The organism is Sutcliffiella sp. NPDC057660 (assembly GCF_042800035.1).
In the GTDB taxonomy this organism is placed as follows: Bacteria; Bacillota; Bacilli; order Bacillales; family Bacillaceae_I; genus Sutcliffiella_A.
Window position 1 is genome coordinate 1 of record NZ_JBHVHV010000010.1, and the last position, 23,807, is coordinate 23,807.

The 23,807-nt window shown below is 42.8% G+C and carries 26 protein-coding genes; 4 read left to right on the forward strand and 22 right to left on the reverse strand.

Features of this window, described 5'->3' with window-relative positions:
- Window positions 1-495: 495 nt before the first annotated feature.
- On the reverse strand, window positions 496-1,209 hold the full coding sequence (sigK, locus tag ACFVAD_RS12575; protein ID WP_224838429.1) for an RNA polymerase sporulation sigma factor SigK: 714 nt from the start codon (window positions 1,207-1,209) through the stop codon (window positions 496-498).
- A gap of 267 nt (window positions 1,210-1,476) precedes the next feature.
- Window positions 1,477-1,713: a hypothetical protein gene (locus ACFVAD_RS12580; protein WP_204415978.1), complete on the reverse strand. Its 237-nt coding sequence runs from the start codon at window positions 1,711-1,713 to the stop codon at window positions 1,477-1,479.
- 352 nt (window positions 1,714-2,065) lie between these two features.
- Here ACFVAD_RS12580 and ACFVAD_RS12585 point away from each other — a divergent pair, with 352 nt between their 5' ends.
- The gene (locus ACFVAD_RS12585) at window positions 2,066-2,962 is read left to right on the forward strand and encodes a helix-turn-helix domain-containing protein (RefSeq protein ID WP_386640332.1); all 897 of its coding nucleotides are present in this window, start codon (window positions 2,066-2,068) and stop codon (window positions 2,960-2,962) included.
- Between the two features lie 37 nt (window positions 2,963-2,999).
- On the opposite strand, the gene ACFVAD_RS12590 is transcribed toward ACFVAD_RS12585, so the two are convergent.
- The 4 genes from ACFVAD_RS12590 to ACFVAD_RS12605 all read right to left on the reverse strand — a co-directional run bounded on the left by ACFVAD_RS12590 (window position 3,000) and on the right by ACFVAD_RS12605 (window position 6,583).
- Complete coding sequence (locus ACFVAD_RS12590) at window positions 3,000-4,526, reverse strand: ABC transporter permease/substrate-binding protein (protein WP_386640334.1); 1,527 nt, start codon at window positions 4,524-4,526, stop codon at window positions 3,000-3,002.
- Window positions 4,523-5,479, reverse strand: coding sequence for an ABC transporter ATP-binding protein (locus tag ACFVAD_RS12595; RefSeq protein ID WP_386640337.1), 957 nt, complete (start codon window positions 5,477-5,479; stop codon window positions 4,523-4,525). The genes ACFVAD_RS12590 and ACFVAD_RS12595 overlap by 4 nt, the downstream gene beginning before the upstream one ends.
- A gap of 358 nt (window positions 5,480-5,837) precedes the next feature.
- Window positions 5,838-5,978 (reverse strand): YrzI family small protein, encoded by a 141-nt coding sequence (locus tag ACFVAD_RS12600; protein WP_386640339.1) that lies wholly within the window; start codon window positions 5,976-5,978, stop codon window positions 5,838-5,840.
- A gap of 368 nt (window positions 5,979-6,346) precedes the next feature.
- Entirely contained in the window at window positions 6,347-6,583 is a 237-nt protein-coding gene (locus tag ACFVAD_RS12605) for a YrhC family protein (protein ID WP_386640342.1), read from the reverse strand.
- Between the two features lie 249 nt (window positions 6,584-6,832).
- On the opposite strand from ACFVAD_RS12605, the gene ACFVAD_RS12610 reads away from it, so the two are divergent.
- Entirely contained in the window at window positions 6,833-7,057 is a 225-nt protein-coding gene (locus tag ACFVAD_RS12610) for a hypothetical protein (RefSeq protein ID WP_386640345.1), read from the forward strand.
- Between the two features lie 36 nt (window positions 7,058-7,093).
- Here the strand turns inward: ACFVAD_RS12610 and ACFVAD_RS12615 are convergent, their stop codons facing one another.
- The 5 genes from ACFVAD_RS12615 to ACFVAD_RS12635 all read right to left on the reverse strand — a co-directional run bounded on the left by ACFVAD_RS12615 (window position 7,094) and on the right by ACFVAD_RS12635 (window position 12,290).
- On the reverse strand, window positions 7,094-8,632 hold the full coding sequence (locus ACFVAD_RS12615) for a carboxypeptidase M32 (RefSeq protein WP_386640347.1): 1,539 nt from the start codon (window positions 8,630-8,632) through the stop codon (window positions 7,094-7,096).
- 133 nt (window positions 8,633-8,765) lie between these two features.
- Window positions 8,766-9,902, reverse strand: a complete 1,137-nt coding sequence (locus tag ACFVAD_RS12620; protein WP_386640350.1) for a bifunctional cystathionine gamma-lyase/homocysteine desulfhydrase — start codon at window positions 9,900-9,902, stop codon at window positions 8,766-8,768.
- A 1-nt stretch (window position 9,903) separates the two neighbouring features.
- Complete coding sequence (locus ACFVAD_RS12625) at window positions 9,904-10,827, reverse strand: PLP-dependent cysteine synthase family protein (RefSeq protein ID WP_386640845.1); 924 nt, start codon at window positions 10,825-10,827, stop codon at window positions 9,904-9,906.
- A 26-nt stretch (window positions 10,828-10,853) separates the two neighbouring features.
- Window positions 10,854-11,555 carry a 5'-methylthioadenosine/S-adenosylhomocysteine nucleosidase gene (mtnN, locus tag ACFVAD_RS12630; protein WP_386640848.1) on the reverse strand — a complete coding sequence of 234 codons (702 nt, stop codon included), beginning with the start codon at window positions 11,553-11,555 and terminating at the stop codon, window positions 10,854-10,856.
- Between the two features lie 93 nt (window positions 11,556-11,648).
- Complete coding sequence (locus ACFVAD_RS12635) at window positions 11,649-12,290, reverse strand: class I SAM-dependent DNA methyltransferase (protein ID WP_386640353.1); 642 nt, start codon at window positions 12,288-12,290, stop codon at window positions 11,649-11,651.
- Window positions 12,291-12,457: 167 nt separating this feature from the next.
- On the opposite strand from ACFVAD_RS12635, the gene ACFVAD_RS12640 reads away from it, so the two are divergent.
- The gene (locus ACFVAD_RS12640; RefSeq protein WP_386640356.1) at window positions 12,458-12,667 is read left to right on the forward strand and encodes a DUF2536 family protein; all 210 of its coding nucleotides are present in this window, start codon (window positions 12,458-12,460) and stop codon (window positions 12,665-12,667) included.
- Window positions 12,668-12,700: 33 nt separating this feature from the next.
- Here the strand turns inward: ACFVAD_RS12640 and ACFVAD_RS12645 are convergent, their stop codons facing one another.
- From ACFVAD_RS12645 to mltG, 9 genes are all read right to left on the reverse strand, one after another.
- Window positions 12,701-13,678, reverse strand: a complete 978-nt coding sequence (locus tag ACFVAD_RS12645; RefSeq protein ID WP_386640359.1) for a nuclease-related domain-containing protein — start codon at window positions 13,676-13,678, stop codon at window positions 12,701-12,703.
- Between the two features lie 320 nt (window positions 13,679-13,998).
- Window positions 13,999-14,679: a YrrS family protein gene (locus ACFVAD_RS12650; RefSeq protein ID WP_386640362.1), complete on the reverse strand. Its 681-nt coding sequence runs from the start codon at window positions 14,677-14,679 to the stop codon at window positions 13,999-14,001.
- A 94-nt stretch (window positions 14,680-14,773) separates the two neighbouring features.
- On the reverse strand, window positions 14,774-16,567 hold the full coding sequence (locus tag ACFVAD_RS12655; RefSeq protein WP_386640365.1) for a peptidoglycan D,D-transpeptidase FtsI family protein: 1,794 nt from the start codon (window positions 16,565-16,567) through the stop codon (window positions 14,774-14,776).
- 60 nt (window positions 16,568-16,627) lie between these two features.
- A complete protein-coding gene (gene greA, locus ACFVAD_RS12660) occupies window positions 16,628-17,101 on the reverse strand; it encodes a transcription elongation factor GreA (protein WP_386640368.1) in 474 nt (157 codons plus the stop codon).
- 329 nt (window positions 17,102-17,430) lie between these two features.
- Window positions 17,431-18,066, reverse strand: coding sequence for a uridine kinase (gene udk, locus ACFVAD_RS12665; RefSeq protein WP_386640370.1), 636 nt, complete (start codon window positions 18,064-18,066; stop codon window positions 17,431-17,433).
- 4 nt (window positions 18,067-18,070) lie between these two features.
- Complete coding sequence (locus ACFVAD_RS12670; protein ID WP_386640373.1) at window positions 18,071-19,342, reverse strand: peptidase U32 family protein; 1,272 nt, start codon at window positions 19,340-19,342, stop codon at window positions 18,071-18,073.
- A gap of 20 nt (window positions 19,343-19,362) precedes the next feature.
- Window positions 19,363-20,289 carry a peptidase U32 family protein gene (locus tag ACFVAD_RS12675; protein WP_386640376.1) on the reverse strand — a complete coding sequence of 309 codons (927 nt, stop codon included), beginning with the start codon at window positions 20,287-20,289 and terminating at the stop codon, window positions 19,363-19,365.
- Window positions 20,286-20,942, reverse strand: coding sequence for an O-methyltransferase (locus ACFVAD_RS12680; RefSeq protein ID WP_386640851.1), 657 nt, complete (start codon window positions 20,940-20,942; stop codon window positions 20,286-20,288). Before ACFVAD_RS12680 ends, ACFVAD_RS12675 begins: the two co-directional genes overlap by 4 nt.
- A 194-nt stretch (window positions 20,943-21,136) precedes the next feature.
- On the reverse strand, window positions 21,137-22,261 hold the full coding sequence (mltG, locus tag ACFVAD_RS12685) for an endolytic transglycosylase MltG (RefSeq protein ID WP_386640378.1): 1,125 nt from the start codon (window positions 22,259-22,261) through the stop codon (window positions 21,137-21,139).
- 314 nt (window positions 22,262-22,575) lie between these two features.
- On the opposite strand from mltG, the gene ACFVAD_RS12690 reads away from it, so the two are divergent.
- The gene (locus tag ACFVAD_RS12690) at window positions 22,576-23,028 is read left to right on the forward strand and encodes an Rrf2 family transcriptional regulator (RefSeq protein WP_386640380.1); all 453 of its coding nucleotides are present in this window, start codon (window positions 22,576-22,578) and stop codon (window positions 23,026-23,028) included.
- Window positions 23,029-23,080: 52 nt separating this feature from the next.
- Here ACFVAD_RS12690 and ACFVAD_RS12695 read toward each other — a convergent pair whose 3' ends face one another.
- Both ACFVAD_RS12695 and ruvX read right to left on the reverse strand, forming a co-directional pair.
- Complete coding sequence (locus ACFVAD_RS12695) at window positions 23,081-23,374, reverse strand: DUF1292 domain-containing protein (protein ID WP_386640383.1); 294 nt, start codon at window positions 23,372-23,374, stop codon at window positions 23,081-23,083.
- Window positions 23,375-23,390: 16 nt separating this feature from the next.
- A complete protein-coding gene (ruvX, locus tag ACFVAD_RS12700) occupies window positions 23,391-23,807 on the reverse strand; it encodes a Holliday junction resolvase RuvX (protein WP_386640387.1) in 417 nt (138 codons plus the stop codon).

The following is a 23,807-nucleotide window of genomic DNA, read 5'->3' on the forward strand; positions in this document are numbered from 1 at the left end:
CGACCATGCACTACCTGTCAGCTATACACTTCCGCCACTACGGTGTGTTCAGGACTTTCACCCTCTAGTCCGATGCGCTGCCAAGCGCACAAAAGCTTATGCTTAAAAAGCATAAGCTTATCTGACAAGATAGTTTCTATAATAGTGACCTCCACCCAGTAACAGGAGGATAAACAGAACCACTACTATGCCATACAGCCAACCTCCGAAAAATCCATATGGTCTATATGGCGGATAGGGGCAAGGCGGTGGACACGGTGGAGGGCAACATGGTCCATAAGGGTACATACCATAACACCTCCTTCAAGGAATAGGTATCTACACCACTAACATATGCAAATCCCAAAAAAGAAACAGGGCAAAAGCGGAGAAAAATCCAACTTTCTAAACTTTTGTCACAAAACCATGACAGGAATATTAAATTTTGATGAGGGGCCAGACCCCGGCAGGAATAACAGAAAACCCTGGACACTATGATGTCCAAGGTTTTCACTTTCATTGTTTTTTCTTTTCTTTTTCGGCCCGGTAGAATTCGTGGAACATTTTCATGAGGGCGCGCTTTTCGATGCGGGATACGTAGCTTCTTGATATGCCGAGCTCTTTAGCGATTTCCCGCTGCGTTTTTTCATCTTTGAGGTCCAGTCCAAATCGACCGACGATCACTTCCCGCTCCCGGTCGTCCAACACATCAATGTATTCCTTTATCTTTTCAAGCTCCATATTCAGCTGGATGGTATCAATGACATCCTCGGATTCCGATTTAAGGACATCAATGAGGCTGATCTCGTTCCCCTCTTTATCCTGACCGATCGGATCGTGCAGGGAAACATCCTTTTTCGTTTTCTTCAAAGCTCTCAAGTGCATCAAAATTTCATTCTCAATACAACGAGCCGCATAGGTCGCGAGCTTCGTCCCTTTTCCGGAGTGGAAGCTCTCAATGGCTTTAATCAGTCCGATGGTTCCTATGGAGATAAGGTCCTCGGAATCTTCGCCAGTATTTTCGAATTTTTTCACTATATGTGCCACAAGACGCAAATTATGTTCAATCAACATGTTTCTTGCATGTTCATTGCCCTCTGCCATGAGCTTTAAGTATTTTGCTTCGTCCGCTGATGATAATGGTTGTGGAAATGCATTGTTTTTGACATAGGAAACTAGAAAGATTAGTTCTTTAATTAAGTACCCTACCGATGCTAATATACTTGACACACTTTCACCTCCATAAGAATCGTTAGGCAAGAGCCTAGTAGTAATTCTTATGTCAGAAGTGGTCTAACTGTGCAAGTACACCTGAAAATAAATAAATGAAACTCTCTTGTCCAGACAAATCCTTTTATTGAATAAAGAGAAATTTATTTTAATTCTACCAATTCCTTCGAATAATGGTACAATTTGAATAAGAACGGATGTTCATAAAATGAAGGCTAATATCCTTTATAATAATAAAAAAAATCTTCCTATTATAGTAGGAAGATGTTAGTACTGAATATAAGGTAGTTTTTTAAGCTTGGAAGGAATCGTTCCTCTGCCGACTTTTATGACGCTGTACTCTTGAAACAGGGTTTCAAACCACTTAGAAACTTCAGCATATGTTTTATTTTTGTAATCAACAAGCTGGGCAACCCGGTACCGATTACGTTCCTTTTGCTCACGATCCACAACGATAAACCAGAAGCATGTCAGCTCAAAAGTGCTAGTACTTGTCATTGACATAGTAAGAACTCTCCTTTAGCTAAAATTAATGTCTTGTAGGTAGTTCAGTAGGTGTATAGTTATCAGTTGCACTTACAGAAGAACCGAATACGTTAGCACCGAAAAGAGTGATGGATACTACTAGGACCGTAACAAAAAATTTTTTCATTTAAATTCTACCTCCAAAAGTTTTTTGTTTAAAATTTTTGTAACATTTAATAAACTATCTATAATAGGAATAATACACTATATTTAATAGTTGCATATTTTTGATTATAGGCGATTAGAGCCACATAGCATACAGTTTTCTAAGAAATGCTCCATTTCTCGTGAAAATTATAATTATAGGAATATTTTTAAAGGGGGGACAAACATGGATTTCTCTTTGATCGGGAAGGAAATAAAGGTTTTGAGGTCTGCATTGAACCTGTCCCAGGCAGAGCTCAGTGAAGGTATATGTACCCAGTCGCAAATCAGCAAGATAGAGAAAGGCGAGGTTTTCCCTCTAGCAAATACTCTATACTACATCGCTGAAAGACTTGGAGTAGATATCAACTACTTTTACGACCTGGCAGCAAATCCAAGGCTATCCTATGTGAAGGAAGTTTTCACAGAAGTCCGCGAACTGCTTAACAAGTGCAAATATGAGGAAGTTTATAAAATTGTCGAGGCTGAAAAAAAGAATAATCTATTTATTAATAATAGAAAATACGCCCAATTCCTGATCTGGAATGAAGGAATCTGCGTCTATCATCTTCACCAGAATAAAAATGGCGCACTCCGTCTCCTGAATGAAGCATTGGATATGACGAAAATGACCTCCAAGCTTTTAGGTGAAAGAGAAATTGAAATTATTAATAGTGTAGCCATTATATATTTTGAAATCGGAGAATACAATAATTCTTTGGAAACATTTAATAATGGACTTAATCATTATAAAAAGATACCGTATATCCATGATTGCACTATAAAAACTAAGCTGCTTTATAATAAGGCAAAAGCACTAACCCGACTCAATAGAATAGTTGAATCGAATGATACTTGCATGGAAGCCATCAAATGGTGCGTGAAGCACGATAGCATGTATCTCCTGGGAGATATCTATTACCATATCGGCTATAACTTTAGTCTGATTGACGAAAATAAACATGCAATCGATAATCTGGAGCGATCAATTGAAATTTTCAATCTGCAGGATAATAAAATCTTTGTTGCTCATATAAAAAACAAAATCAAGGAATTAAGAACAAAAGACATCATAAAAAACTAGGCGGAGGTTTTGATATCCGCCTAGTTTTCATTTTCAATCATTCTTTTTTCATTAAACCCTTGCTCATCAAAAATTCTTTTGCCACCTCATAGCTTGTCTTCCCTTCAACGCTGACCTGATAATTCATGTTACGCATTTCTTCATCATTGATCTGGTTGGCAAGCTTGTTTAAGATCTCTTCCAGTTCAGGGTGTTCATCCAAGGTTTCCTTCCTCAAAAGGGCTGCTCCCTGGTAAGGTGGAAACAAGTTTTTGTCGTCTTCGAGAACACGAAGATTGTATTGTTTTATTTCGGCATCCGTCGAGTAGGCATCCACCAGATTGACATCCCCTGTTTCAATGGCTCGATAGCGGAGTTTAGGCTCCATTGTTGTCAGGTTAGGCAGAGTCAGGTCGTATACATCCTGGATCCCCACATAGCCGTCTTCCCGATCGCTGAATTCAAGTGTGAACCCAGCCTTGATTTCGTTCTTTGCCCCTTTCAAGTCAGAAATGGTGGTTATGTCATTCTGAGCTGCAAAATCCTCCGGAATGGCAAGTGCATAAGTATTGTTAAAGCCCATAGGCTCTAGATAGACAAGGTCATCCTGCTTAAGCAGCCCTTCCTTTGCCTGCTCAAACACCTCCCTTTGGTCAAGGCTAACCGGTTCCTCTTCAAGGAGCGTAACAATTGCAGTACCGGAATATTCCGGATAGATATCGATTTCTCCACTTTTCAATGCTCGATAGACAAAACTGGTTTTCCCCAGAGAAGGACGTAGCTCCACTGTTAAATCCGTCTCCTCTTCGATCAGAAGCTTGTACATATTGATGATAATATCCGGTTCTGCACCAATTTTTCCGCTTAACACAAGATCCGCCTCTGTTGCACGCATAACAGCAAAAGGGGAAAGAAAAAGGAGAATGACTGCCAAACCGATGATCAGTGCCTTTTTCCCGGCTCCTTTACGTGCAGCAGTCTCAATCGACCTCAATACAAGATCAAATAGAATGGCGAGGAGCGCAGCCGGTATTGCACCCAAAAGAATCAGGGCATTGTCGTTACGGTCGATCCCCAGAAGTATCAGACTACCAAGTCCCCCTGCCCCGATCAGCGCCACAATTGTTGCCGTTCCTATGATAAGTACCATGGCTGTTCTGATGCCGGCCATGATCACCGGAAGCGCCAGTGGCAATTCCACTTTAAAAAGCCTCTTTAACGAAGTCATCCCCATGGCTCTTGCCGCTTCATTCAGCGATGGATCGACCTCTTTGATTCCCGTATAGGTATTCCGTAAAATTGGCAGAAGCGCATATAAAAATAATGCAATAACCGCCGGGACAAACCCGATTCCTACCAAGGGGATCAAAAGGCCAAGCAAGGCGAGTGAGGGAATGGTCTGAAGTACTGCCGTTACACCTATAATAGACTCGGCTATCCTTTCTTTTCTCGTTAGATAGATACCAAGAGGCACGGAGATGACAACCGCAATGGCAAGTGCGATGACGGATATTTGAATATGCTCTAGCAAAGCCGTCCAAAGCTGATCTCCCCTTGCTTCATACAAATCCTGAAGGAACGTCATGCTACAGTACCTCCTTCCAGATTACGTTTATAGAGGAACTGGAGTACATTTTGCCTTGTCAGTACACCGATCGTCCTGTTTGCCCCTGTCACTGTCACCGCATCATGGACCTGCAGCAATTCAAGTGCGTCCGCAAGGGTGGATTGCCCGTCGATGGCAACCGCGGATTCGACACCTTCCACCCATGTTAATTCCTGGACTACATCCTCCAACATAAGATGAAACACACTTTGCTTCCTTCCGATGAATGATTTTACAAAATCGTTCTTTGGATGCTTTAAAAATTCTTCAGCTGTCCCCACCTGCACCATCTCGCCATCCTTCATCAGGCAGATCCGGTCTCCTAGGGTCAGGGCTTCTTTCATATCGTGGGTGACAAATACAATCGTTTTTTGTATTTTTTCCTTCAGCTTAAGGAAATCCTGCTGCAGCTGCTCTCTGCTCAACGGATCGAGGGCACTGAAAGGTTCATCCATCAAAATGATCGGCGGGTCTGCCGCAAGCGCCCTTGCAACCCCTACACGCTGCTGCTGGCCCCCGGAAAGCTCAGAAGGCTTTCTATTTTTATAGATGGATGGATCCAGCCCGACAAGCTCCAGCAGTTCATCCACACGCTTTTTGATGTCTTCCTTCTTCCAGGCTTTCAGCTCTGGTACGATAGCAATATTCTCTTCGATCGTCATATGTGGAAATAGTGCAATCTGCTGCAGTACATAGCCGATATTCCAGCGCAGTTCATGAATATTATGTTCGTTGATGCTTTTTCCGTCTATAAGTATGTCACCATCTGATACGGTATGCAGACGGTTGATCATCTTCAGCATCGTGGTTTTTCCACATCCGCTTGGACCAATCAACACAAAAAACTCTCCCTTATATATATCCAATGAAAAATCACGGACAGCTGTAGTCCCATCCTCATAGGTTTTCGTTACATCCCTGAAGGTTATCAATCTTCGCACTCCCTGTTCCTATTGGTCTTTTCCTTATCATACACCTAGTCTCTCTCAAAAGCACAAACTATACATACCCTTCGTGCAATAGTTTTAAACACATTTTTGCAGTTCATAGGATGGGAATGCAAAAAAGAGGATGGCGCACCCTATTGGACACACCAGCCTCTTTATATCCTTCCCTTCCGTTTAATCTTCGTGATAAAGCGGAAGGGCAATAACGTCAATTTTAAAAACATACTCAGACTCCTCTCCACTAATTAACTAGGTGAAGTCTTCCTCCACACTTTTCCATGTTAGACCTGATTGCATTTGTTTCATCTTCAACCTCCCCTTTCCTAATTTTTATTAGATAGTATTAGTAAAATCGCACGTCACTGTACATACGGTCCTTCAAACTGTTAAGCGTTTCAACTACTCTCTCTTCATGTAATCGCTCTTCGATGGACTGTTCTCTTTTCTTCACAGTAATTGTTACAAATAGTAAATGTAGGGTCATGGTGTATCACCTCCTTCATATTTTTAGCACACAAAAAACCGCAGGGGGATTCCTGCGGACTAATAAGGCATATGAAGACATAAAAAGCCGCAGGGAATCTATTCTCCTGCGGCTGGATCAATTAACGGAATGTTAATATTTAAGCGTGCGCCTGCTTTGCTCCAGATAGGTCGAATAGATATATCGTATTCAATTGTAATTTGTTGATCCACTTTTTCATCATCATTGTGTTCGACCTCCTTTGCATAATTTTACTTACAAAGGTAAGTATATCCAATTCCGACTCCTTTGTAAACACTATTTTTATAAAAATTCGAAAATAAATAATAAACACAAAAAAACCTCCTGAAGAAGGGAGGTTCGCCTGCTTATTCATCTTGTTCTTGTTCCTGCAAAAGCCTTTTCAATTTTCTCGTTTTCAGCACAAAAAATACAGATCCACCGAGAAACAAAACTGTGACGCCCATCATGCTGTAAATCTGGATGGCTTCTTTACCTGCATGCTGAAAAGCTACACCTATATATAAAAACACACTTACTGCCGTTAAAATCATTGCATATCTCGTGTAATCCTTGATTTTCAGTTGAAGCTCTTTATTATTCATATGCTATCACCTCATACGTTCTACTTTAACATAGATTAGTAGGAACACTTCCTTGTAAATTTCGCCATTTCCAAACAATCCCGGCCGTTCTCCCTAGTCTTTCCTTCCCTTATTTATGAAAGAATTATCCTATCTATTCTTCAAATCTAGTGTTTTTTTCTCATTCTTCATTTTTTCCCATCTGAGAATGTAGAATAAGGGCAAAATTCTGTATAATAGGCAATAAGTTTCCAAAAGGAGGTCGGCCATATGAAACGTCTACTACTATGCAGTTGTACCTTCATCCTGCTTTCCGCCTGCTCTACCGAAAGTAATACCACCGAAGAAGTCATTGTGGTGAACCAGCCTAATCCGAGCAACCAACAGAACAACCAATCCGCCAAAGAAAGCTCTCTCTACATCAAGGATCACAAAGGGAATGACGATAAAGAAGAAGAAAAGACTGATGATGAGTCTAAAAAAGAAGAGGAATAAAAAAGGAGCCGGCGCTTGCAGCGGGCTCCTTTCCTTTTATGACAATTGATAGATCTCGGAATATTTTTCTTCCAAGTATTGAATGAGGTATTTCGCATCCAGCTCTTCTCCCGTAACTTTGACAATCAGCTCGTTCGGAGAGTATAGTTTACCGTGTTGGTGAATGTTCTCCTTTAACCATTCACGGATGGCCATGAAGTCCCCTTGCTCGATCTTGTCATAGAAATCAGGCATTTCCTTCAATAACGTATAAAGGATTTGTGCTGCGTACAGGTTACCAAGCGAGTAGGACGGGAAGTATCCGAAGCCTCCAAAGGACCAGTGGATATCCTGAAGCACACCAAGCGTATCCGTAGGTGGCGTGATCCCAAGGTATTCTTCAATCTTCTGATTCCACACTTTCGGCAGGTCCTTGACTTCAATCTCTCCGCCAAACAGCGCTTTTTCAATTTCGTATCTGATCATGATATGAAGATTATAGGTTAGTTCATCCGCTTCCACACGGATCAAGGATGCATCCACTCGGTTGGTTGCACGGTAGAAGTCATCAAGTGAAACATCGTTCAACTGATTCGGGAAATGGTTTTGCAGATCTTTATAGAAATAGGTCCAGAACTCTTTGGAGCGTCCTACCATGTTCTCCAGGAAGCGTGATTGGGATTCATGAATACCGAATGAAGTTCCACGGCGAATCACCGTTCCTTCATAATCCGCGTTCACACCCTGCTCATACATGCCATGTCCTGCTTCATGGATCGTACCAAAAATCGCTGAACGGACATTATCCTTCTGATAACGAGTTGTAATCCGAACATCCCCTGTATTTACGCTCTGTGCAAATGGATGGACTGTCTCGTCAAGGCGCCCTCCATCCATGTCAAAACCGATCAACGGCAGTAAATAGGCATTGAACTTCTTCTGAGCTTCCACATCATACTCCTGCGCAAAAATATCCTCACGTGGCTGCGCTTCAGAGGCTTTGATTCTATTCAAAAGCTCGACACTCTTTCCACGAAGTTCCTTGAATAATGGATCCAGCTTTTCCACTGTCAAGCCTGGCTCATATTCGTTTAATAGCGCGTTGTATGGATGACCTTCGTATCCGTAGTACTCCGCAAACTTCTTCTTGAAAGCAAGCACCTTTTCCAGCACTGGTGCAAAGGAAGCAAAATCGTTATTTTCCCGTGCTTCTTCCCACACTTGGTTTGCATTGTTCACAAGGATGACATACTCCTGGTACTCATCAGCAGGGATGGTTTTGGACTTTTCATAGTTTTTCTTGCGCTCTTTTACACAAGCTTGTGTCACTTCATCCAATTGAGCCCAAATTTCATCAGCTGTCAGGAATTCCAATACTTCGCCCATTTCCTCAGAGATGGAAAGCTTGAATGATTCAGTAGACAGTGTCCCAATCGCCTTTGCAAAAAGGGCACGTCCCTTTTTCGGCGCTTTCGTTTTTGAATCCCAGCCAAGAAGGCCAAGGACATCACTATAATGACAAAGCTTTTCATCAAGCTTTTTGAACTGCTCCACCTTCTGTTGAACCTTTTCGTCTAAAACAGGTACAGTTGACATATTACTCCCCCTAATTGATTATTAAGAAAATTATGTACATTCCTTTTTATTATAACAGATTTGTTTCGGATAGCGAATAAAAAGTTTGGACAAAAAAACCTCCAAAAGCACAAGGCTTCAGGAGGTTTACTCGTTAATTTTCAATTGCTTGTTTCAGGTCGGCAATCAGATCATCCACATCTTCAATACCAACGGAGATGCGCACCAATCCGTCCGTAATACCAAGTTCTGCTCGACGATCAGCCGGAATGGATGCATGCGTCATACGAGCAGGCACGGAAATCAGACTCTCTACCGCACCCAAGCTTTCAGCAAGCGTGAAGTATTTTATCTTTGCCAATAGTTGATCCGCTTTTTCTGCACTTCCGATATCAAATGATACCATACCGCCAAATCCGCCAGCCTGTTGCTTGGCAATATCATGGTTCGGATGGTCATCAAGTCCTGGATAGTAGACTTTTCCTACTAACGGATGACTTTCAAGGAAGTCCACGATGCGGCGCGTATTCTTCTCTGTTGCTTCCATACGCAAGCCAAGTGTCTTGATTCCACGCATTAACAGCCAGGAATCCTGAGGCCCCAATATGCCTCCAGTAGAATTCTGTACAAAATGCAGCTCTTCGGCAAGCTTCTCGGAATTCACTACAACTAGCCCTGCCACTACATCACTGTGTCCGCCAATATACTTGGTCGCACTATGCAAAACAATATCCGCGCCAAGGTTGATCGGATTTTGCCAGTAAGGCGTACTGAAAGTATTGTCCACAATCGTTAAGAGGTTATGTCTCTTAGCAAGCAGACTCGCTTTTTGGATATCTGTGATTTTAAGAAGCGGGTTCGTTGGCGTCTCAATGAAGATAGCTTTAGTATTTTCCTGAATCGCCGCTTCGATGTTTTCCATTTTGCTTGTATCTACAAAGGTGCACTCTATTCCCACACGGTTCAATACCTTTGTCATGACGCGGTAGGTTCCACCGTACACATCATCTGTCAGGACAACGTGATCGCCGCTGTTGAACAGCATCATCACAGCCGTGATCGCAGCCATACCCGAACCGAAAGCAAAACCTGCTTTACCGTTCTCCAGGTCCTTGATCAGCTCCTCTAATGCAAAGCGGGTAGGGTTTCCTGTTCTGGAATATTCGTACCCTTTGAACACGCCGACACTTTCCTGCTTGTACGTGCTTACTTGATAGATAGGCGTTGAAACTGCTCCTGTATGTGGGTCACCAAAGATTCCCCCATGTATAAGTTTTGTTTTTTTATTCAAGTCAAATTCCTCCTTCATAAATCTTCTTGCTTAAGTACCGTTCGCTGCTGTCGGCAAAAATCATGACGATATTTGTACCGGCTTTCGCTGACTTCGCTTCTTCCAATGCAGCATGAAGCGCTGCACCTGACGAGCTTCCCACTAACAGCCCCTCTTTTACCGCAAGTTCCTTCACACGATCAAAAGCATCTACATCCAAAATCGTATGAATCCCATCAAAATACGTTTCATCCATATATCCAGGCAAGAATTCCATGCCGATTCCTTCAGTCTTATGCGGACCGGACTCCCCACCATTCAGGATCGATCCCTCCGGTTCCACAATCACCGTTTTCACAACAGGATTCTTTTCTTTTAAAAATTTCGCGGTACCCATGAAGGTACCTCCCGTCCCTGCACCTGCCACAAAGACATCGAGCTTGCCATCCAACTGTTCCCACAGCTCAGGACCAAGCGTCTTGTAGTAGGTATCTGGATTCGCCGGATTGCCGAACTGCTGCGGACAATAGGAATTGGGAATCTGCTCATTCAATTCCTTTGCCTTTGCAATGGCACCCTTCATTCCAAGCTCTGTCGGAGTGTTAATCACTTCCGCTCCAAGCGCCCTCATCAGATCCTGCTTTTCCATGCTGAACTTTTCAGGAACACAGACCTTCACCTTAAAACTGGTCCCTACAGCCGCAAGAGCCAATCCGATACCTGTATTCCCGGCAGTTGGTTCGATGATCGTACCGCCTTCCTTCAGCTTCCCCTTTTTAACCGCATCATCAATCAACTCTTTTCCTAGTCGATCCTTGATGCTTCCTCCCGGATTGTAGAACTCCAGCTTGGCAAAAAGACGAACACCTTCCGGCAATGAGAAGCTGGTCAGTTCAACCACCGGTGTGTTCCCAATTAGTTCTTGCACATTTTTAAAGACGTTCATCATATTTCCCCTTCATGTAAAGCTGATTATACTTTTTTCAGCTCGTTCAGCATATTCTCAATCAGCATGGATGAATGCAGGGCTGCTTTGCTCAAAAACTGGTCAAAGCTGATATTGGATTCTTTCCCTGCAATATCGGATAACGCACGAATGACCACAAACGGAATCTCAAATGAATGGCATACTTGTGCAATCGCAGCTGCTTCCATTTCCGCAGCCTGCAAATCAGGCATCTTTTCACGAACCGCCTCTACTCTGACCGGATCGTTCATAAAAGAATCCCCAGTTGCAATCAGGCCTTCCACCACCTGCATACCTGATACATGCACTGCTGCAGATTTCGCAACCTCAATCAGCTTGGCATCCGCTTCAAATGCAGCCGGCAGACCAGGAACCTGACCATACTCATATCCAAATGCCGTCACATCCACATCATGATGACGAACCTCTGTGGAGATAACAACATCGCCTACGTTGAGTTTCGGCGAAAAACCTCCTGCTGAACCTGTATTGATGACAATTTCAGGTTGGAATCTTTCCAGCAGCAATGCTGTGCTTAATGCAGCATTCACTTTCCCGATCCCCGATTTGGAAAGCACAACGTCTACCCCGTTCAATGTACCGCTGTAGTACTCACAACCCGCTACCTTAGTTATATCCATTCCTTCTATTTTTTCACGCATGATTGTTACTTCTTCTTCCATTGCTCCGATGATTGCCACTTTCATTGCTGTTTGCCCCTTTTCATAGAAATTAGCCATTTCCGAACCGCCTGCACTTACTTCTATGAAAAGTGAGAAGTTGTCGCCGGTCATCAATAGCTATTGCTTGATTGCTTCCATTACCCAGACAAAATGATTAAAACGCTGAAACTCCACAGTAAATCCGTTTTTATTGAAGATTTCCTGTAACACTTCCATCGTTGTATAATACTCTGATTTCAAATCCTTCGCCAAGTTTAAAAACTCATGCTTTTCTGCCTGATCAATCGTTGCATTATAAGCGTCCTTATTTTCGAACACTGTATCAGCAAATACTATTTTACCACCTTTATCAAGTAAGTTTCCATAGTGCTGTACCGCTTCTTCTTTTTCAGCATCTGTAAGATGATGAAATGCATATGTGCTGACAATTGACTGAATCTTCTCAGGTGGAGCAGGGAAGTTCAAAAAGTCCCCATCCTGTAGTTTTATGCCGGCCGGCAGTTTCTCTGCAGCCTTTTCACGCATCGTCTCGGACGGCTCGACTCCATATACGGTAAAGCCTTTATTTAGAAGTGCGCTAGTCAAGTTTCCAGTCCCAACACCGAATTCCAGGACCGGACCTTTCGCTTTGGAAGCTACATCCTCCAGGATATCCTCATATCCTCTGAAAACCTCTGCATATTCCTTATCGGTCCCACTGACCGTCGCATCATAATAATTCGCCCAATTGTTAAACAGTTCAACAAATTCTCTACCCATGCTAACATCACTCCGAATAATTTTATATATTATATAATTCCTATAAGTATAGTGTGAATTAAATGTTGCTGACCTTAATCTAACATATTTCCCTATTTTCATCAACGGAATTGTTTGGTACGATGGGAGGACAAAATAGCTATTTTACATAAGGTGGATGGTATTTTATGAATTTGGAATTTAAATTGATCGAGGATAAAGTGGAGTTTTTTGAAGCACTCGACATCAAGGACCTGGAAAAAAAGATCAATGAAAAGGTCGATCAGAACCGGGCTATCATGCTTGGCGTCCATTCTGTATCACATCAGATGCATGTGGACGGCGATGGCAGACGTTTTTATAGTGCGGTTGTGCATTTTCGGATGGTTGGAAAGTAAATGGGAGCTGTTTGTTTGGGCATTGCAGGATGCTTAGATGAGCAGCTTGTTGTTTTTTATTAGGAGGTATCTTCTGTTTCTTGTCGTCCCTGAAATCGGAAAATTCTGAGAGGAAAGTATCTTTGCAGCCACAGAGCTGGAATTCAGTTGAAGAAAATATCTTAATTCCTTGTTGGAGATAGTGTCACCCATTAGAAGAGCATAGTCCTGCATTGCATGTAAATGGGCTGTAGCACTGGAAAATTGACATTGCGTGCAAAACCAGAATTTATGGGCTCTTTTCATAGTGATCCTTTTACAGGAAGGACACTGAACACCTTTTTCAATCTCAAAAGGTTCAATTTTCAGTTGGGTTAATGGTGAGGTTGTTAGTGGTGTATCTTGTTTTAGGATAAGTTTAGACAGTCTTTTTAAATCTTTGTCCGTGAAGACCTTGCCGGAGTACTTTTTTTCAAATGAGTTTGTCAGGTTGGGGATATTAGAATGTCTGGAAACTTTCTCATGCACATATTTATCTGCGTTTAAAAACCTGGCATGATTATTCGCGATTATTACTTGATATTCTATTGGCATTGTCGGGAAGTTATGTTTGGAAAGCCAATCATGTAATTGCGCCCTCTGTCTCTTGGCCTGTGTTATCGGGCATTCCATTCTATCCAATTTGTCTTCATATGTCCGGATTAATTGGTTTTGCTTATAGGAGAATTCCAAATCACCGATAATATTTTTAATTTCGAGAATCAAATAATACCATGGAGTGACCAGCAGCGTGTCGATCTGAAAAAATCTACCTAGGGAATCCTTCAGACGTATACCATTCAAAATATGATACTCACTCATTGATAAAAAGCTTAAATAATAATCAACTGCCATTTCACCACGATATCCTGCCTGATGTTTCAGAAATTCATTTGATGCTAATCCATATTTAGGATTTTTCTCAGATAGACGAGCCATCATCCTCTCTAACTTTAATAGATACAATGATTTTTCACGTTTTTTTAATATCATACATTCACTCCTTTACTGATTACCAGTAGTTTCGACAAGCATAGACAAATCCCTCCCTACTTATATTGATTTTTTTTGGAGTGCTAATGTGGTTTTTTTGATATCGGTCCAAAATGTAGCTTTATCAGTCCGGTTTGATGGATTATCGAGCGGGAAAAGGGACTAAACGGTCCAAAACCAATATTTACGATCCAAAAGTCCACATATTCGGTCCTATTACCTTTTTATACCAAAACCCACTCTGAAGATGGCCTATTCCATAACCAAAAAACAGACCCACCCATATCGGGCGGATCTGCTCTTCCTAAAACATACTCAAATTACAACGACTTTACCTGTTCCACCTTTGTAGGCTTCCATCCTTTGCCGGTTACCCATTCGAGGTAGATCTTGAAGTTTTCCCCTGAGGCTTTGTTTTTGATGGATGCGACGGAGTGGTGTTCGCTCCCGCCGTTTCCTAAAAAGTATAGGGTATAGTCGCCACTTGCAAGGCCTGTTGCTGCAGAGACGGCTTTAAGCTTTTCGTCCCAGTCCACATGGCCTTCTTCATAGGCGGATGTGTGCGGTTCTGATTGGGATGTTCCGACAGGTGCCCAGCCTGGGTTGGTCATCGTTTTAATGACATTCGGATCATCTGAGTTCTCAGAAACCTGTGTTTCACTATCTTCATTTTCTGTATTTTCATCTGTGTTTTCTTCAGACTCTTCTTCGTCTGCCGGCTTTTCTTCGTCTGCGGTCTTGGAATCGGATTCCTCTTCCTCTTCAGGAGCGGATTCTTCGTTTTCCTCAGCAGCTATATCATCATTCTTCCCGGCAGTTTCATTCAGCTCTTGTTCGTTTGTGCTTACCTGCTTGTCGTCTGATTTTCCAAAGAACAACTGAGTGCCCAGGAAGATGATGAAAATGAATACAAGACCAATCAGCACATTTAATACAAGATTGCTTTTTTTGCGCTTTGTCGTTCGGCCATAACGTGAGCCATCTCTATGATTTAAAGACAATCCAAGTCCCTCCTATGCAAAGCAGTTAATAGTATAATTACAATAGTTAATTGTAACACCATTGGGCTTGCTTGCACAGTGAAAAGGATTGGTATTATCTTTCTAGCTTTTCCCAGTCGTGTATACTTTTGACGACATCGTAGTAAACACTGGATACATTATTTTCATAAAGCACATCAAGCTCGACGACCACCATTGCATATTTTGGATTTTGAAATGGAAAATAGCCCGCAAACCAGCGATTCAGGAGTTCGCCGCCACTATCAAGAATCTTGCCTGTCTGCGCGGTACCGCTTTTGCCCGCAACTTCATAGGGAAGATCCCGAAAACGCCAGCCTGTCCCTTTCTCATTCACGACCACTTCCCTCAGTAAGTGCTGAAGCTGCATGACGGTGTATTTGGAAAGCCGCTCCTCCTGATCCATGTCCTGATCAGGGAAGGAATAGAGTGTGGCACCATTTTTATAGACGATATCACTGACCAGCTTCACTTCTTCTGCCCTGCCGCCTCTAGCAATGGTAGCCATCATGTTGGCTACAGCAAGGGGTGTTACACGGACTTCCTTCTGCCCGATTGAGGTTTGGGCGACTGCCAGACTCACATTCTTATCTTTTTCGTCATGCCACACCACGCCCTTCTCTTCGGCCGGAATCTGTAAGAAGCTATCGAAATGAAACACATCACCGCTCCATCCAACTTTGGATGACAGTCCGAGCATTTTGGCGTAGGCATCGATAGAATCTGGATTTCCCTCCACCAACTGTTTCCCAAGCTCGCCAAAGGTATTGTTGCAGCTTGAGGAAAAGCTGTCCTCAAAATTCAGCACACCTTTACGTTCTTTCTCCTCTTTTAAAAGCTCGCCTTGAATATCCAAATCGCAGTTAAAGGTGGACTCGTCATTCACGATGTTCTCCTCCATGGCAGCTGCAGCAATGACGGTTTTGAAAACCGAACCTGGAAAATGCCTCTCAAGCATCACATTCTTCGTGCCTTCATCATCATAAGGGGCACCTGGATTTAAAGCTGGCCGTGAAGCCATGGCAAGGATTTCATTCTTTTCAATGTCCAATAGAACGAGTCCCCCTTTTTTCACCTGATAGTCATTCAGGATCCGTTCCACCATCTGCTGAAGGTCCTTGTCTATTGTTGTTTTGACGGAAACAGGGTGATAGGGGTTGGATGGGCCCGTATAACGGACATCTATCCCAAACAACGGACCACCGAAACGGTCCACATGGTATAGAAGCTTCGTTTCCCCTTCAGGTAGGAGAAATTCATCAAAAGCCTGCTCCAGGCCTGAAATGCCAATTGGCGTCTTGGGAGAATAATTCTCTTTCGCAACTTTCTCTTTATAGCGCTTCAGAAATTCGTCCTCATTTTCACCAGTCATGCCGATCACCTGCTGCGCGACCTGATCCTCCAGCTTAAATTGGCGATACAATGCGACAACACCAGGATAGTCGAGGTCATTGATTTTTTTCATCTGCTCCTCATCCAGCTTGATGGGACCTTGGAATTCAGAAACGACCACCGGTTTTTCCGCACCCTCCAATAGTTTATCAATGCCCGATGCTGACATTCCAAGAATGGAGGCGAGCTCCTCCTTCGGCCAATCCAGCCCGTTTAAAAACGGAAAAAGAATCAGACTTGGATAGTAGTCATGGGTGAGGGGATTGCCGTGGCGGTCAATGAACCGACCTCTCCCTTCATCTATGATCATGGATTGTGTGCGCTGTTTGACGCTTGCCTCGATCAGATTGACCCGGGAGTCGGAGAATGATTCCGTGCTGACCAGCTGTATCTGTACAAGCCTTCCTACAAGTGCAATAAAAATCAGTATAATAGCAATTCCGAGCTTACCTATTCGCCCTCTGATTAAACGCTGCATATAAAAACACCTCGTCAACAGTTTTGACGAGGTGTTCAGTATTTAACCTTATACAGGCTATTATTTTATCGTTACGATTTTCACGTTCATTTCTCCACCTGGAGTTTGGATCGATACTTCGTCTCCAACTCTTTTGCCCATAAGTGAGCTTCCCATTGGAGATTCGTTGGAGATGTTTCCTTCGAATGGATCTGCTTCTGCACTACCTACGATGGTGTAAGTTTCCTCTTCACCATTCGGGAGCTCCTTGAATGTAACTGTTTTACCCAATCCGACTGCATCAGTATCTTTGTCTTCCTGGATGATTTTCGCATTACGGACCATTTGTTCTAAAAGTGTGATACGACCTTCCACGAATGCTTGCTCTTCTTTTGCGGAATCATATTCAGAGTTCTCGGATAGGTCTCCGAAGCTGCGCGCGATCTTGATGCGCTCTACCACTTCTTTGCGTCGTACGCTTTTCAGATTTTCGAGTTCCTGCTCAAGCTTCTCTTTCCCCGCTTGAGTCATTGGATATACTTTCTCTTGTGCCATGACTAATCACTCCTTCTAGTAATTGCATTCCCCAATTTACTTTCCTCTTATGTAGTCTATTTTCGCAGAATTTGTTGCTTTTGACGAATACAACATAATCACGTAAATTTACCTACTCTCGTGCTCTTTTCGGTTCATTAGATTGTTTACTTTATAATTTTTGCAAAGTCTATCTCGGCGAAAAATCCAAAAGCCGATTTTTTTTGGTCATAAGCAACAAACTTTACGAAAAGAGCCTTTATGTAAATGTGGAAAAAGATGTACCCATCAAATGGAATACATCGACGTTCTATCCACAATTGGAAAATTCTCTAACTTCTCATATGTTATTACAAAATGTCATTTTGTTCAAGAATTGTTTGAATTTTTGTTACCATTAAATCGATGGCAACATGATTTTGGCCGCCTTCAGGGATGATAATGTCGGCATATCGCTTCGTCGGTTCAATGAATTGATTATGCATCGGGCGCACAACGGTCACATACTGCTCAATGACCGAATCAATCGTGCGTCCCCTATCTTTTATATCCCGGAGCATTCTGCGGATGATGCGGATATCGGCATCCGTATCCACAAAAAGCTTGATATCCATTAAGTTGCGCAAACGCTCGTCTTCTAATACCAAAATTCCTTCTACAATGATAACTTCCTTCGGCTCGACCTCGACCACCTGGGAGGATCTTGTGTGAAGGGTATAATCATAGACCGGCTTGTTGACTGAATCGTAGCTTAATAAACTCTGTATATGCTGAATCAGCAGATCATTATCAAACGCAAGCGGATGATCGTAGTTCGTTTTTAATCGTTCTTCAAAAGCTACATCCGCCTGATCCTTGTAATAGTAATCCTGTTCGAGCATTAAAATTGATTTCTCTGTAAAATGATCAAATATTGCTTTAGTAACACTCGTCTTTCCCGAGCCAGATCCACCAGCTACACCGATCACGATTGGTCTTTTCCCCATCCTGTTACTGCCCCTTTCGCATCATGTTGTTTGGATAGATCGGCTTTTCGACTTTGAATTTAACAATTTGCAATGGATGGCGCGCAGCATCAAGCTCCCTACCGTCCTCGTCCCAAATCTTCTCTATCTTTTGTTTGAAGTTTTCGATTTCAGGTCCAAAGAATTCCACTTCTTCCCCTGGCTTGAAAAAGTTTCGTTGCTGCAACGTAACCATCTGTGTATCTGCATCATAATCAAGCACCAAGCCTACGAAATCAAAGGTTGTCTTCTTGCTATGATTACCAAACATCTGCTCCTTATACCCGGGCACACCCTCGAAAAATGCTGTAGCCGTTTCACGGTTCGCACACTTATCGAGCTCTTCTAGCCATTCTGGCTGAATCACAAAGTTTTCCGGATCTGCACAGTATGCATCAATGACTTTGCGGTATACACTTACTACTGTTGCCACGTAATGGATTGATTTCATTCTTCCTTCGATTTTCAAGCTGTCAATGCCAAGCTCGATCATCTTTGGAATCGATTCAATCAGCTTCAGGTCTTTTGGACTCATGGCAAAAGCTGCATCATTTTCCGCAAAAAGTGCCTGTTCCTTGCCATCATTCACTTCATAGAGGTCGTAGTCCCAGCGACAGGACTGACAGCAGCCCCCACGGTTGGAGTCACGCGCGGTCATATGGTTACTTAGGGTACAGCGGCCCGAATAGGCGATACACATCGCACCATGTATGAAAGACTCGATCTCGATATCCACCTTTTCTTTCATTTCACGGATTTCCTCTGCACTTGTTTCACGCGCAAGTACCACACGCTCCAGCCCCTCTTCCTTCCAGAACTGGACAGCCTTCCAGTTTGACAAGGATTGCTGAGTACTTAAATGCACCTCAAGCTTTGGTGCCACACGACGGCATGTTTCAATGATCAATGGATCCGCAACGATGATTCCATGAACCCCTGCTTTCTCCAGACCGATTAGATATTCATCCAAACCATCAATATTTTCATTGTGTGCGAAAATATTGGTTGTTACATAGATTCTGGCGCCGTATTTTTCTGCGAATTGAACACCTTCTGCCATCTCTTCGTGTGAAAAGTTACCGGCATTGGAACGCAGTCCGTATTCCTGGCCACCGATAAACACTGCATCGGCACCATAGTGTACGGCAATTTTAAGCTTTTCCAGATTGCCGGCAGGAGCAAGAAGCTCAGGCTTTTTCACAATCACACGTTTGCCGTCTACGATTTTTGAAATCTTATCATTCACATAAGTTGTCATCCTGTTGCCTCCTTTTCTTCTTAATAAACCGTCTCTTTAAAGAAAAAGCCTGTATCTAATGGACGATGTTCCTGCTGTTGTTCTTCCAGCTCGGCAAGCAGGTCCTCTTTTACATTTTCATATTCTTCACGATCTTCCACACAAAGATCGATTGCCTTGCGGTAACGCTTAGTCGCCTCCACGATATACGCAGGCGTCTGTAATACACCATCAATCTTGAAGCTGTCAACCTCGGCATCAATCATTTCCTCGAGCTCATCGATGATGCACATGTCATTCGGACTCATGATGTGCGTGCCATTCTCGTCTTCAAAAATAGGATACTTATTGTTTCGTTCATTATCATGCAGAATCATTGCTTTATCTTTCGCCTTTTCGACTTCCATGGACTTCCCCTGGTATTCGAAATAGTGGCCGATCAGCGACCGTTTCGATTGGAACATACAGGTCATGCCATGCACCTGTACTTCGATTTCCACTTCGGCATTCTCTTTCATTTCCACAATGGCATCCATATTGAGTTCCCTTGCCAACACTGCCCGTTTTGCACCTTTACGGCCCCAATAGTTGCAGGTGTAGTAGTTTGTGGCCGTCGTTTCGGTGTTCCAGTGCAGCTTCAAGGACGGAGCTGCTTCCCTTGCAGCCATCAGTACAGCCGGGTCACCAAAAATTACAGCATCCGCTTTTACTTGCTCAAGGAAGGAAAGGTAGTCGGATAGCTCGTCCACCTTTTCATTATGAAAAAGGCCGTTCATCGCCACATAAACCTTTTTGTTCTGCGCATGAGCCAGTTCAATCGCAAGAGCAACCTGTGAACGGTCAAACTCTCCTGCAAGGCGCAGTCCATAACGCTGCTCACCGATGACGAAAGCATCCGCTCCTGCTTCCAACAGGTCTCGCATGTTTGCAATGTCTTTTGGAGTTACTAACAGTTCAGGTTTTTTCATCGTTTTTCACCTCTTCGTTTACTAATGGCAATTCCGTCTCCAACAGGCATAATTGTAGTCACATAATCAGGATGATTCATCAGCCACTGATTGAAATGGTCAATTTTCTTCACCAGATTCCTTATTCGCTTCGGCTCTACCGTTTCATGTGCTTCGGCAACCAGACCTTTAAATAAAACATTATCTGTAATGATGACCCCATTTTCGGCCAACAGAGGCTCATACATCGTAAAGAATTTCTCATACTGGCCTTTGGCAGCATCAATAAAGATAAAGTCATACGGACCTTCTTTTTCGATATGTTCAAAAACTTCCAGTGCGTCACCAAAAACAAGCTGAATGTTTTCTGAATGCCCTGTTTCTTTTATATGTTTCACTGCTTGCTCGTATCTGATTTCATCTCGTTCAATGGTTACAACCTTTGCATCCGGCAGGGCCGTGGCCATTCGGATGGAGGAATACCCTATTGCTGCACCTATTTCAAGAATTCTTTTCGGACTTGAGAGTCTCAGAAGCTGCAGTAATGTTTCCATGCCAATCAAATCCATAATCGGTACATTCTCTTTTTCTGCTAGCTTTTCCATTTTTGTAACGGCTTCATCTCTCGGCAAGATAAGAGAATCCAGATAGGAGACAATTTTTTCATGATTAATTCCCAAGTGTGGTCCTCCCTTCACTTGATCATATATGGTCAAAAGCATTTCTTACACAAGAAAATAGAGTTCACCCCTGTTTGAGGAACTCTTGTTTGTGTGAAAGCTTCTTCTTTTAAACAACTCGATATATTTTATCATAAAAGTAATGGGAATGCGAATTAATTTCGCATTCCCATCACTTTCAAATACAGTTAGTTATTCGTGATATATTTGGCTTTATCGATGTTATGTTCTTCCAATGTTTCATTGAACAGCACTTCGCCATCAGGTGTTGCAAGGAAGTAGAAGTACTCGGATTCGGCCGGCTTCAATGCGGCATCAATGGATGAGGCACCTGCATTGGCAATCGGTCCAGGTGGCATCCCTGTATTCAGGTAAGTGTTATATGGCGAATCAACTTCCAAATGTTCATATAGGGTTCGATCCTTATGCTCCCCAAGTGCATAAAGGACGGTAGGATCCGTTTGAAGAGCCATGTCGATCTCCAGACGGTTGTAGAACACACTGGCAATAAATTCACGATCTTCCTGATTGGTCGCCTCCGCTTCAATCATACTTGCCATTGTAAGAAGCTGATGCGCAGTATATTCCTTTTGACGCATAAGATTTTCATACTCGGCGACCACTTCGACTGTTTTTTGCAGCATCGTTTCAATGATTTCCTCTACAGTCGGATCTTCCACATAAAATGGATAGGTAGCCGGGAACAAGTACCCTTCGAGAGGATACTTCACTTCCTCGTTCAAGACTTCCTCGGTCAGGATGGATGGATACTTATCGATCATCTTCTGAACAAACTGAGGATCATTGACAACCTCAAGGAATTCCTCTTCTTCAATATTAGTTCTGCTTGCCAGGATCGTGGCTATCTGGGTAAGCTGTCGTCCTTCCGGAATGGTAACTTGGAACACAACCTCCTGCATGACTCTGCCCTGTTTCAACTGGCCGATAATTTCATCCAGGGACATGGCTGGGCTGAATGCGTACTCGCCAGCCTGGAATCCGGATTCACTTTTAAATTTTACATAATAGCGAAATATCTTCGCATTATGAACAATCCCGTTTTCCTCCAGGATTTTTCCGATGGTTGTCGGGGAGGACCCGATTGGTATTTCTATTTGCTTTGTTTCTTTATTTTGTTCATCAACTGGTTTCAAGGCATTTTTTATGTAAAAATATCCGCCGCCAATTACACCGGTTAGGACTAGCATTAGAATGACAAATACGGTAAATACGATGCGGCGAACAATTTTCGCCTCATGGTGCTTCTCTTTTAACTTCTCTTCGATATAGTCTTTACTCTTTTTCTCAGACAAAAAAAGACCCCCTCTCGCACAATTATTAATTATACAACAATTTCAAATAAATTTTGACAAAAATATTTATTCTTTTGGATTTTCGACAATTTTATCGTGTACAATTACCTATTTCATTCTACGAAAGCTAGGTCTTTAGGGATATAAACGTTATTGTTTTCTTCAGGAGAATCTTCTTTAGGCTACTGGCAGTATTCATTTTCTTATCGTTTACTGCACCGTTCTCTTTCATGCAACAGGGCTTGCTTTGGGATATACGTTTAACTTTTTATGAAAACAGAAAATTTGTGGTAAAATGAAGGTGGAGGGAAATTATGAAATTAACCATGTATACCGACTACTCCTTGCGAGTATTAATATATTTAGCGAGTGTGCCATCTTCAGAAAAACTCGTCCAAATCAAGGACATTGCGGATTCCTACGGCATTTCCAAAAACCATTTGATGAAAGTCATTTTCCACCTGGGGAAATTAGGGTACATAGAAACGATCAGGGGCCGCAACGGTGGCCTGAAACTTGCCGTATCCCCAAAAAACATCAAAATTGGGGCCGTGGTGAGAAATACAGAAGAGGATTTTCATATCGTGGAGTGTTTTCAGGACCATCAGACCTGCATATTGTCCCCCGCTTGTAAACTGAAGGGGGCCCTACATCAAGCTACCCAGGCATTCTTGTCCGTACTTGATCAGTATAGCCTGGAGGATCTTGCTTCTAATAAGGAACAATTGTCCTCTTTGTTATTTGAGCGTCCAAAACCATCCACATAAAAATAGCAAGCCCGGATATCCGGGCTTGCTATTTTTATGTGGAGAGTACGGCTTATTCCTCGTCCTCAGCCATGAATGTATTTAGCATTTCTTCAATCATATCCCACTCTTCATCCGTTTCAACCGGTTGAAGTTCGCCTTCTTCGTTTTCTTCGTTTTCTTCGTTTGGCACAAAGCTGGAAGCGTGGATTTCGATATCGTCCTCATCGTCATTTTCCGCTCCAACTGGATAGTAAAGAACATAAGACTTTCCGAACTCCTCTGATTCGAAAGTAAATAATACCTCACAAAGCTGTTCGTTGCCGTCTTCGTCTACTACTGTAATTTGCTTTTCACCGTGTTCCATTCTATTCACCTCAGGTTTATTGTTGGCTATCCAGGTATCCTTGCAGAATCACTACTGCAGCCATTTTGTCTATTACTTGTTTTCTTTTTTTTCTACTTACGTCAGCAGAGATCAGGATTCTCTCTGCTGCTACAGTAGAAAGCCTTTCGTCCCAGTAGATGACAGGGAGTCCGGTTTTTGAAGTCAGCATTTCACCGTAATGCCGGCTTGCTTCCCCTCGAGGGCCAATGGTCCCGTTCATATTCTTCGGAAGGCCAATGACCACTTTTTCAGGCTTGTATTCAGCAATTATCTGCTTCAACCGTTTAAAGCCGAGGTTCTTTACCGCTTCATCAATTTTTATCGTTTCCAATCCTTGAGCAGTCCATCCCATTTCATCGCTGATGGCAACTCCTACCGTTTTGGAACCTACGTCTAAGCCTAAAATGCGCAT

What these genes read in the sequence shown, in the direction of transcription:
- ACFVAD_RS12655 (WP_386640365.1), bottom strand. Translation starts at nt 16,567, where the DNA reads ATGCAGCGTTTAATCAGAGGGCGAATAGGTAAGCTCGGAATTGCTATT.
- ACFVAD_RS12590 (WP_386640334.1), bottom strand. Translation starts at nt 4,526, where the DNA reads ATGACGTTCCTTCAGGATTTGTATGAAGCAAGGGGAGATCAGCTTTGG.
- greA (WP_386640368.1), bottom strand. Translation starts at nt 17,101, where the DNA reads ATGGCACAAGAGAAAGTATATCCAATGACTCAAGCGGGGAAAGAGAAG.
- ACFVAD_RS12670 (WP_386640373.1), bottom strand. Translation starts at nt 19,342, where the DNA reads ATGACAACTTATGTGAATGATAAGATTTCAAAAATCGTAGACGGCAAA.
- ACFVAD_RS12610 (WP_386640345.1), top strand. Translation starts at nt 6,833, where the DNA reads ATGAAACGTCTACTACTATGCAGTTGTACCTTCATCCTGCTTTCCGCC.
- ACFVAD_RS12585 (WP_386640332.1), top strand. Translation starts at nt 2,066, where the DNA reads ATGGATTTCTCTTTGATCGGGAAGGAAATAAAGGTTTTGAGGTCTGCA.
- ACFVAD_RS12600 (WP_386640339.1), bottom strand. Translation starts at nt 5,978, where the DNA reads ATGACCCTACATTTACTATTTGTAACAATTACTGTGAAGAAAAGAGAA.
- mtnN (WP_386640848.1), bottom strand. Translation starts at nt 11,555, where the DNA reads ATGAAAGTGGCAATCATCGGAGCAATGGAAGAAGAAGTAACAATCATG.
- ACFVAD_RS12635 (WP_386640353.1), bottom strand. Translation starts at nt 12,290, where the DNA reads ATGGGTAGAGAATTTGTTGAACTGTTTAACAATTGGGCGAATTATTAT.
- ACFVAD_RS12605 (WP_386640342.1), bottom strand. Translation starts at nt 6,583, where the DNA reads ATGAATAATAAAGAGCTTCAACTGAAAATCAAGGATTACACGAGATAT.
- ACFVAD_RS12625 (WP_386640845.1), bottom strand. Translation starts at nt 10,827, where the DNA reads ATGAACGTCTTTAAAAATGTGCAAGAACTAATTGGGAACACACCGGTG.
- ruvX (WP_386640387.1), bottom strand. Translation starts at nt 23,807, where the DNA reads ATGCGCATTTTAGGCTTAGACGTAGGTTCCAAAACGGTAGGAGTTGCC.
- ACFVAD_RS12695 (WP_386640383.1), bottom strand. Translation starts at nt 23,374, where the DNA reads ATGGAACACGGTGAAAAGCAAATTACAGTAGTAGACGAAGACGGCAAC.
- ACFVAD_RS12675 (WP_386640376.1), bottom strand. Translation starts at nt 20,289, where the DNA reads ATGAAAAAACCTGAACTGTTAGTAACTCCAAAAGACATTGCAAACATG.
- ACFVAD_RS12615 (WP_386640347.1), bottom strand. Translation starts at nt 8,632, where the DNA reads ATGTCAACTGTACCTGTTTTAGACGAAAAGGTTCAACAGAAGGTGGAG.
- ACFVAD_RS12640 (WP_386640356.1), top strand. Translation starts at nt 12,458, where the DNA reads ATGAATTTGGAATTTAAATTGATCGAGGATAAAGTGGAGTTTTTTGAA.
- udk (WP_386640370.1), bottom strand. Translation starts at nt 18,066, where the DNA reads ATGGGGAAAAGACCAATCGTGATCGGTGTAGCTGGTGGATCTGGCTCG.
- ACFVAD_RS12645 (WP_386640359.1), bottom strand. Translation starts at nt 13,678, where the DNA reads ATGATATTAAAAAAACGTGAAAAATCATTGTATCTATTAAAGTTAGAG.
- ACFVAD_RS12580 (WP_204415978.1), bottom strand. Translation starts at nt 1,713, where the DNA reads ATGTCAATGACAAGTACTAGCACTTTTGAGCTGACATGCTTCTGGTTT.
- ACFVAD_RS12690 (WP_386640380.1), top strand. Translation starts at nt 22,576, where the DNA reads ATGAAATTAACCATGTATACCGACTACTCCTTGCGAGTATTAATATAT.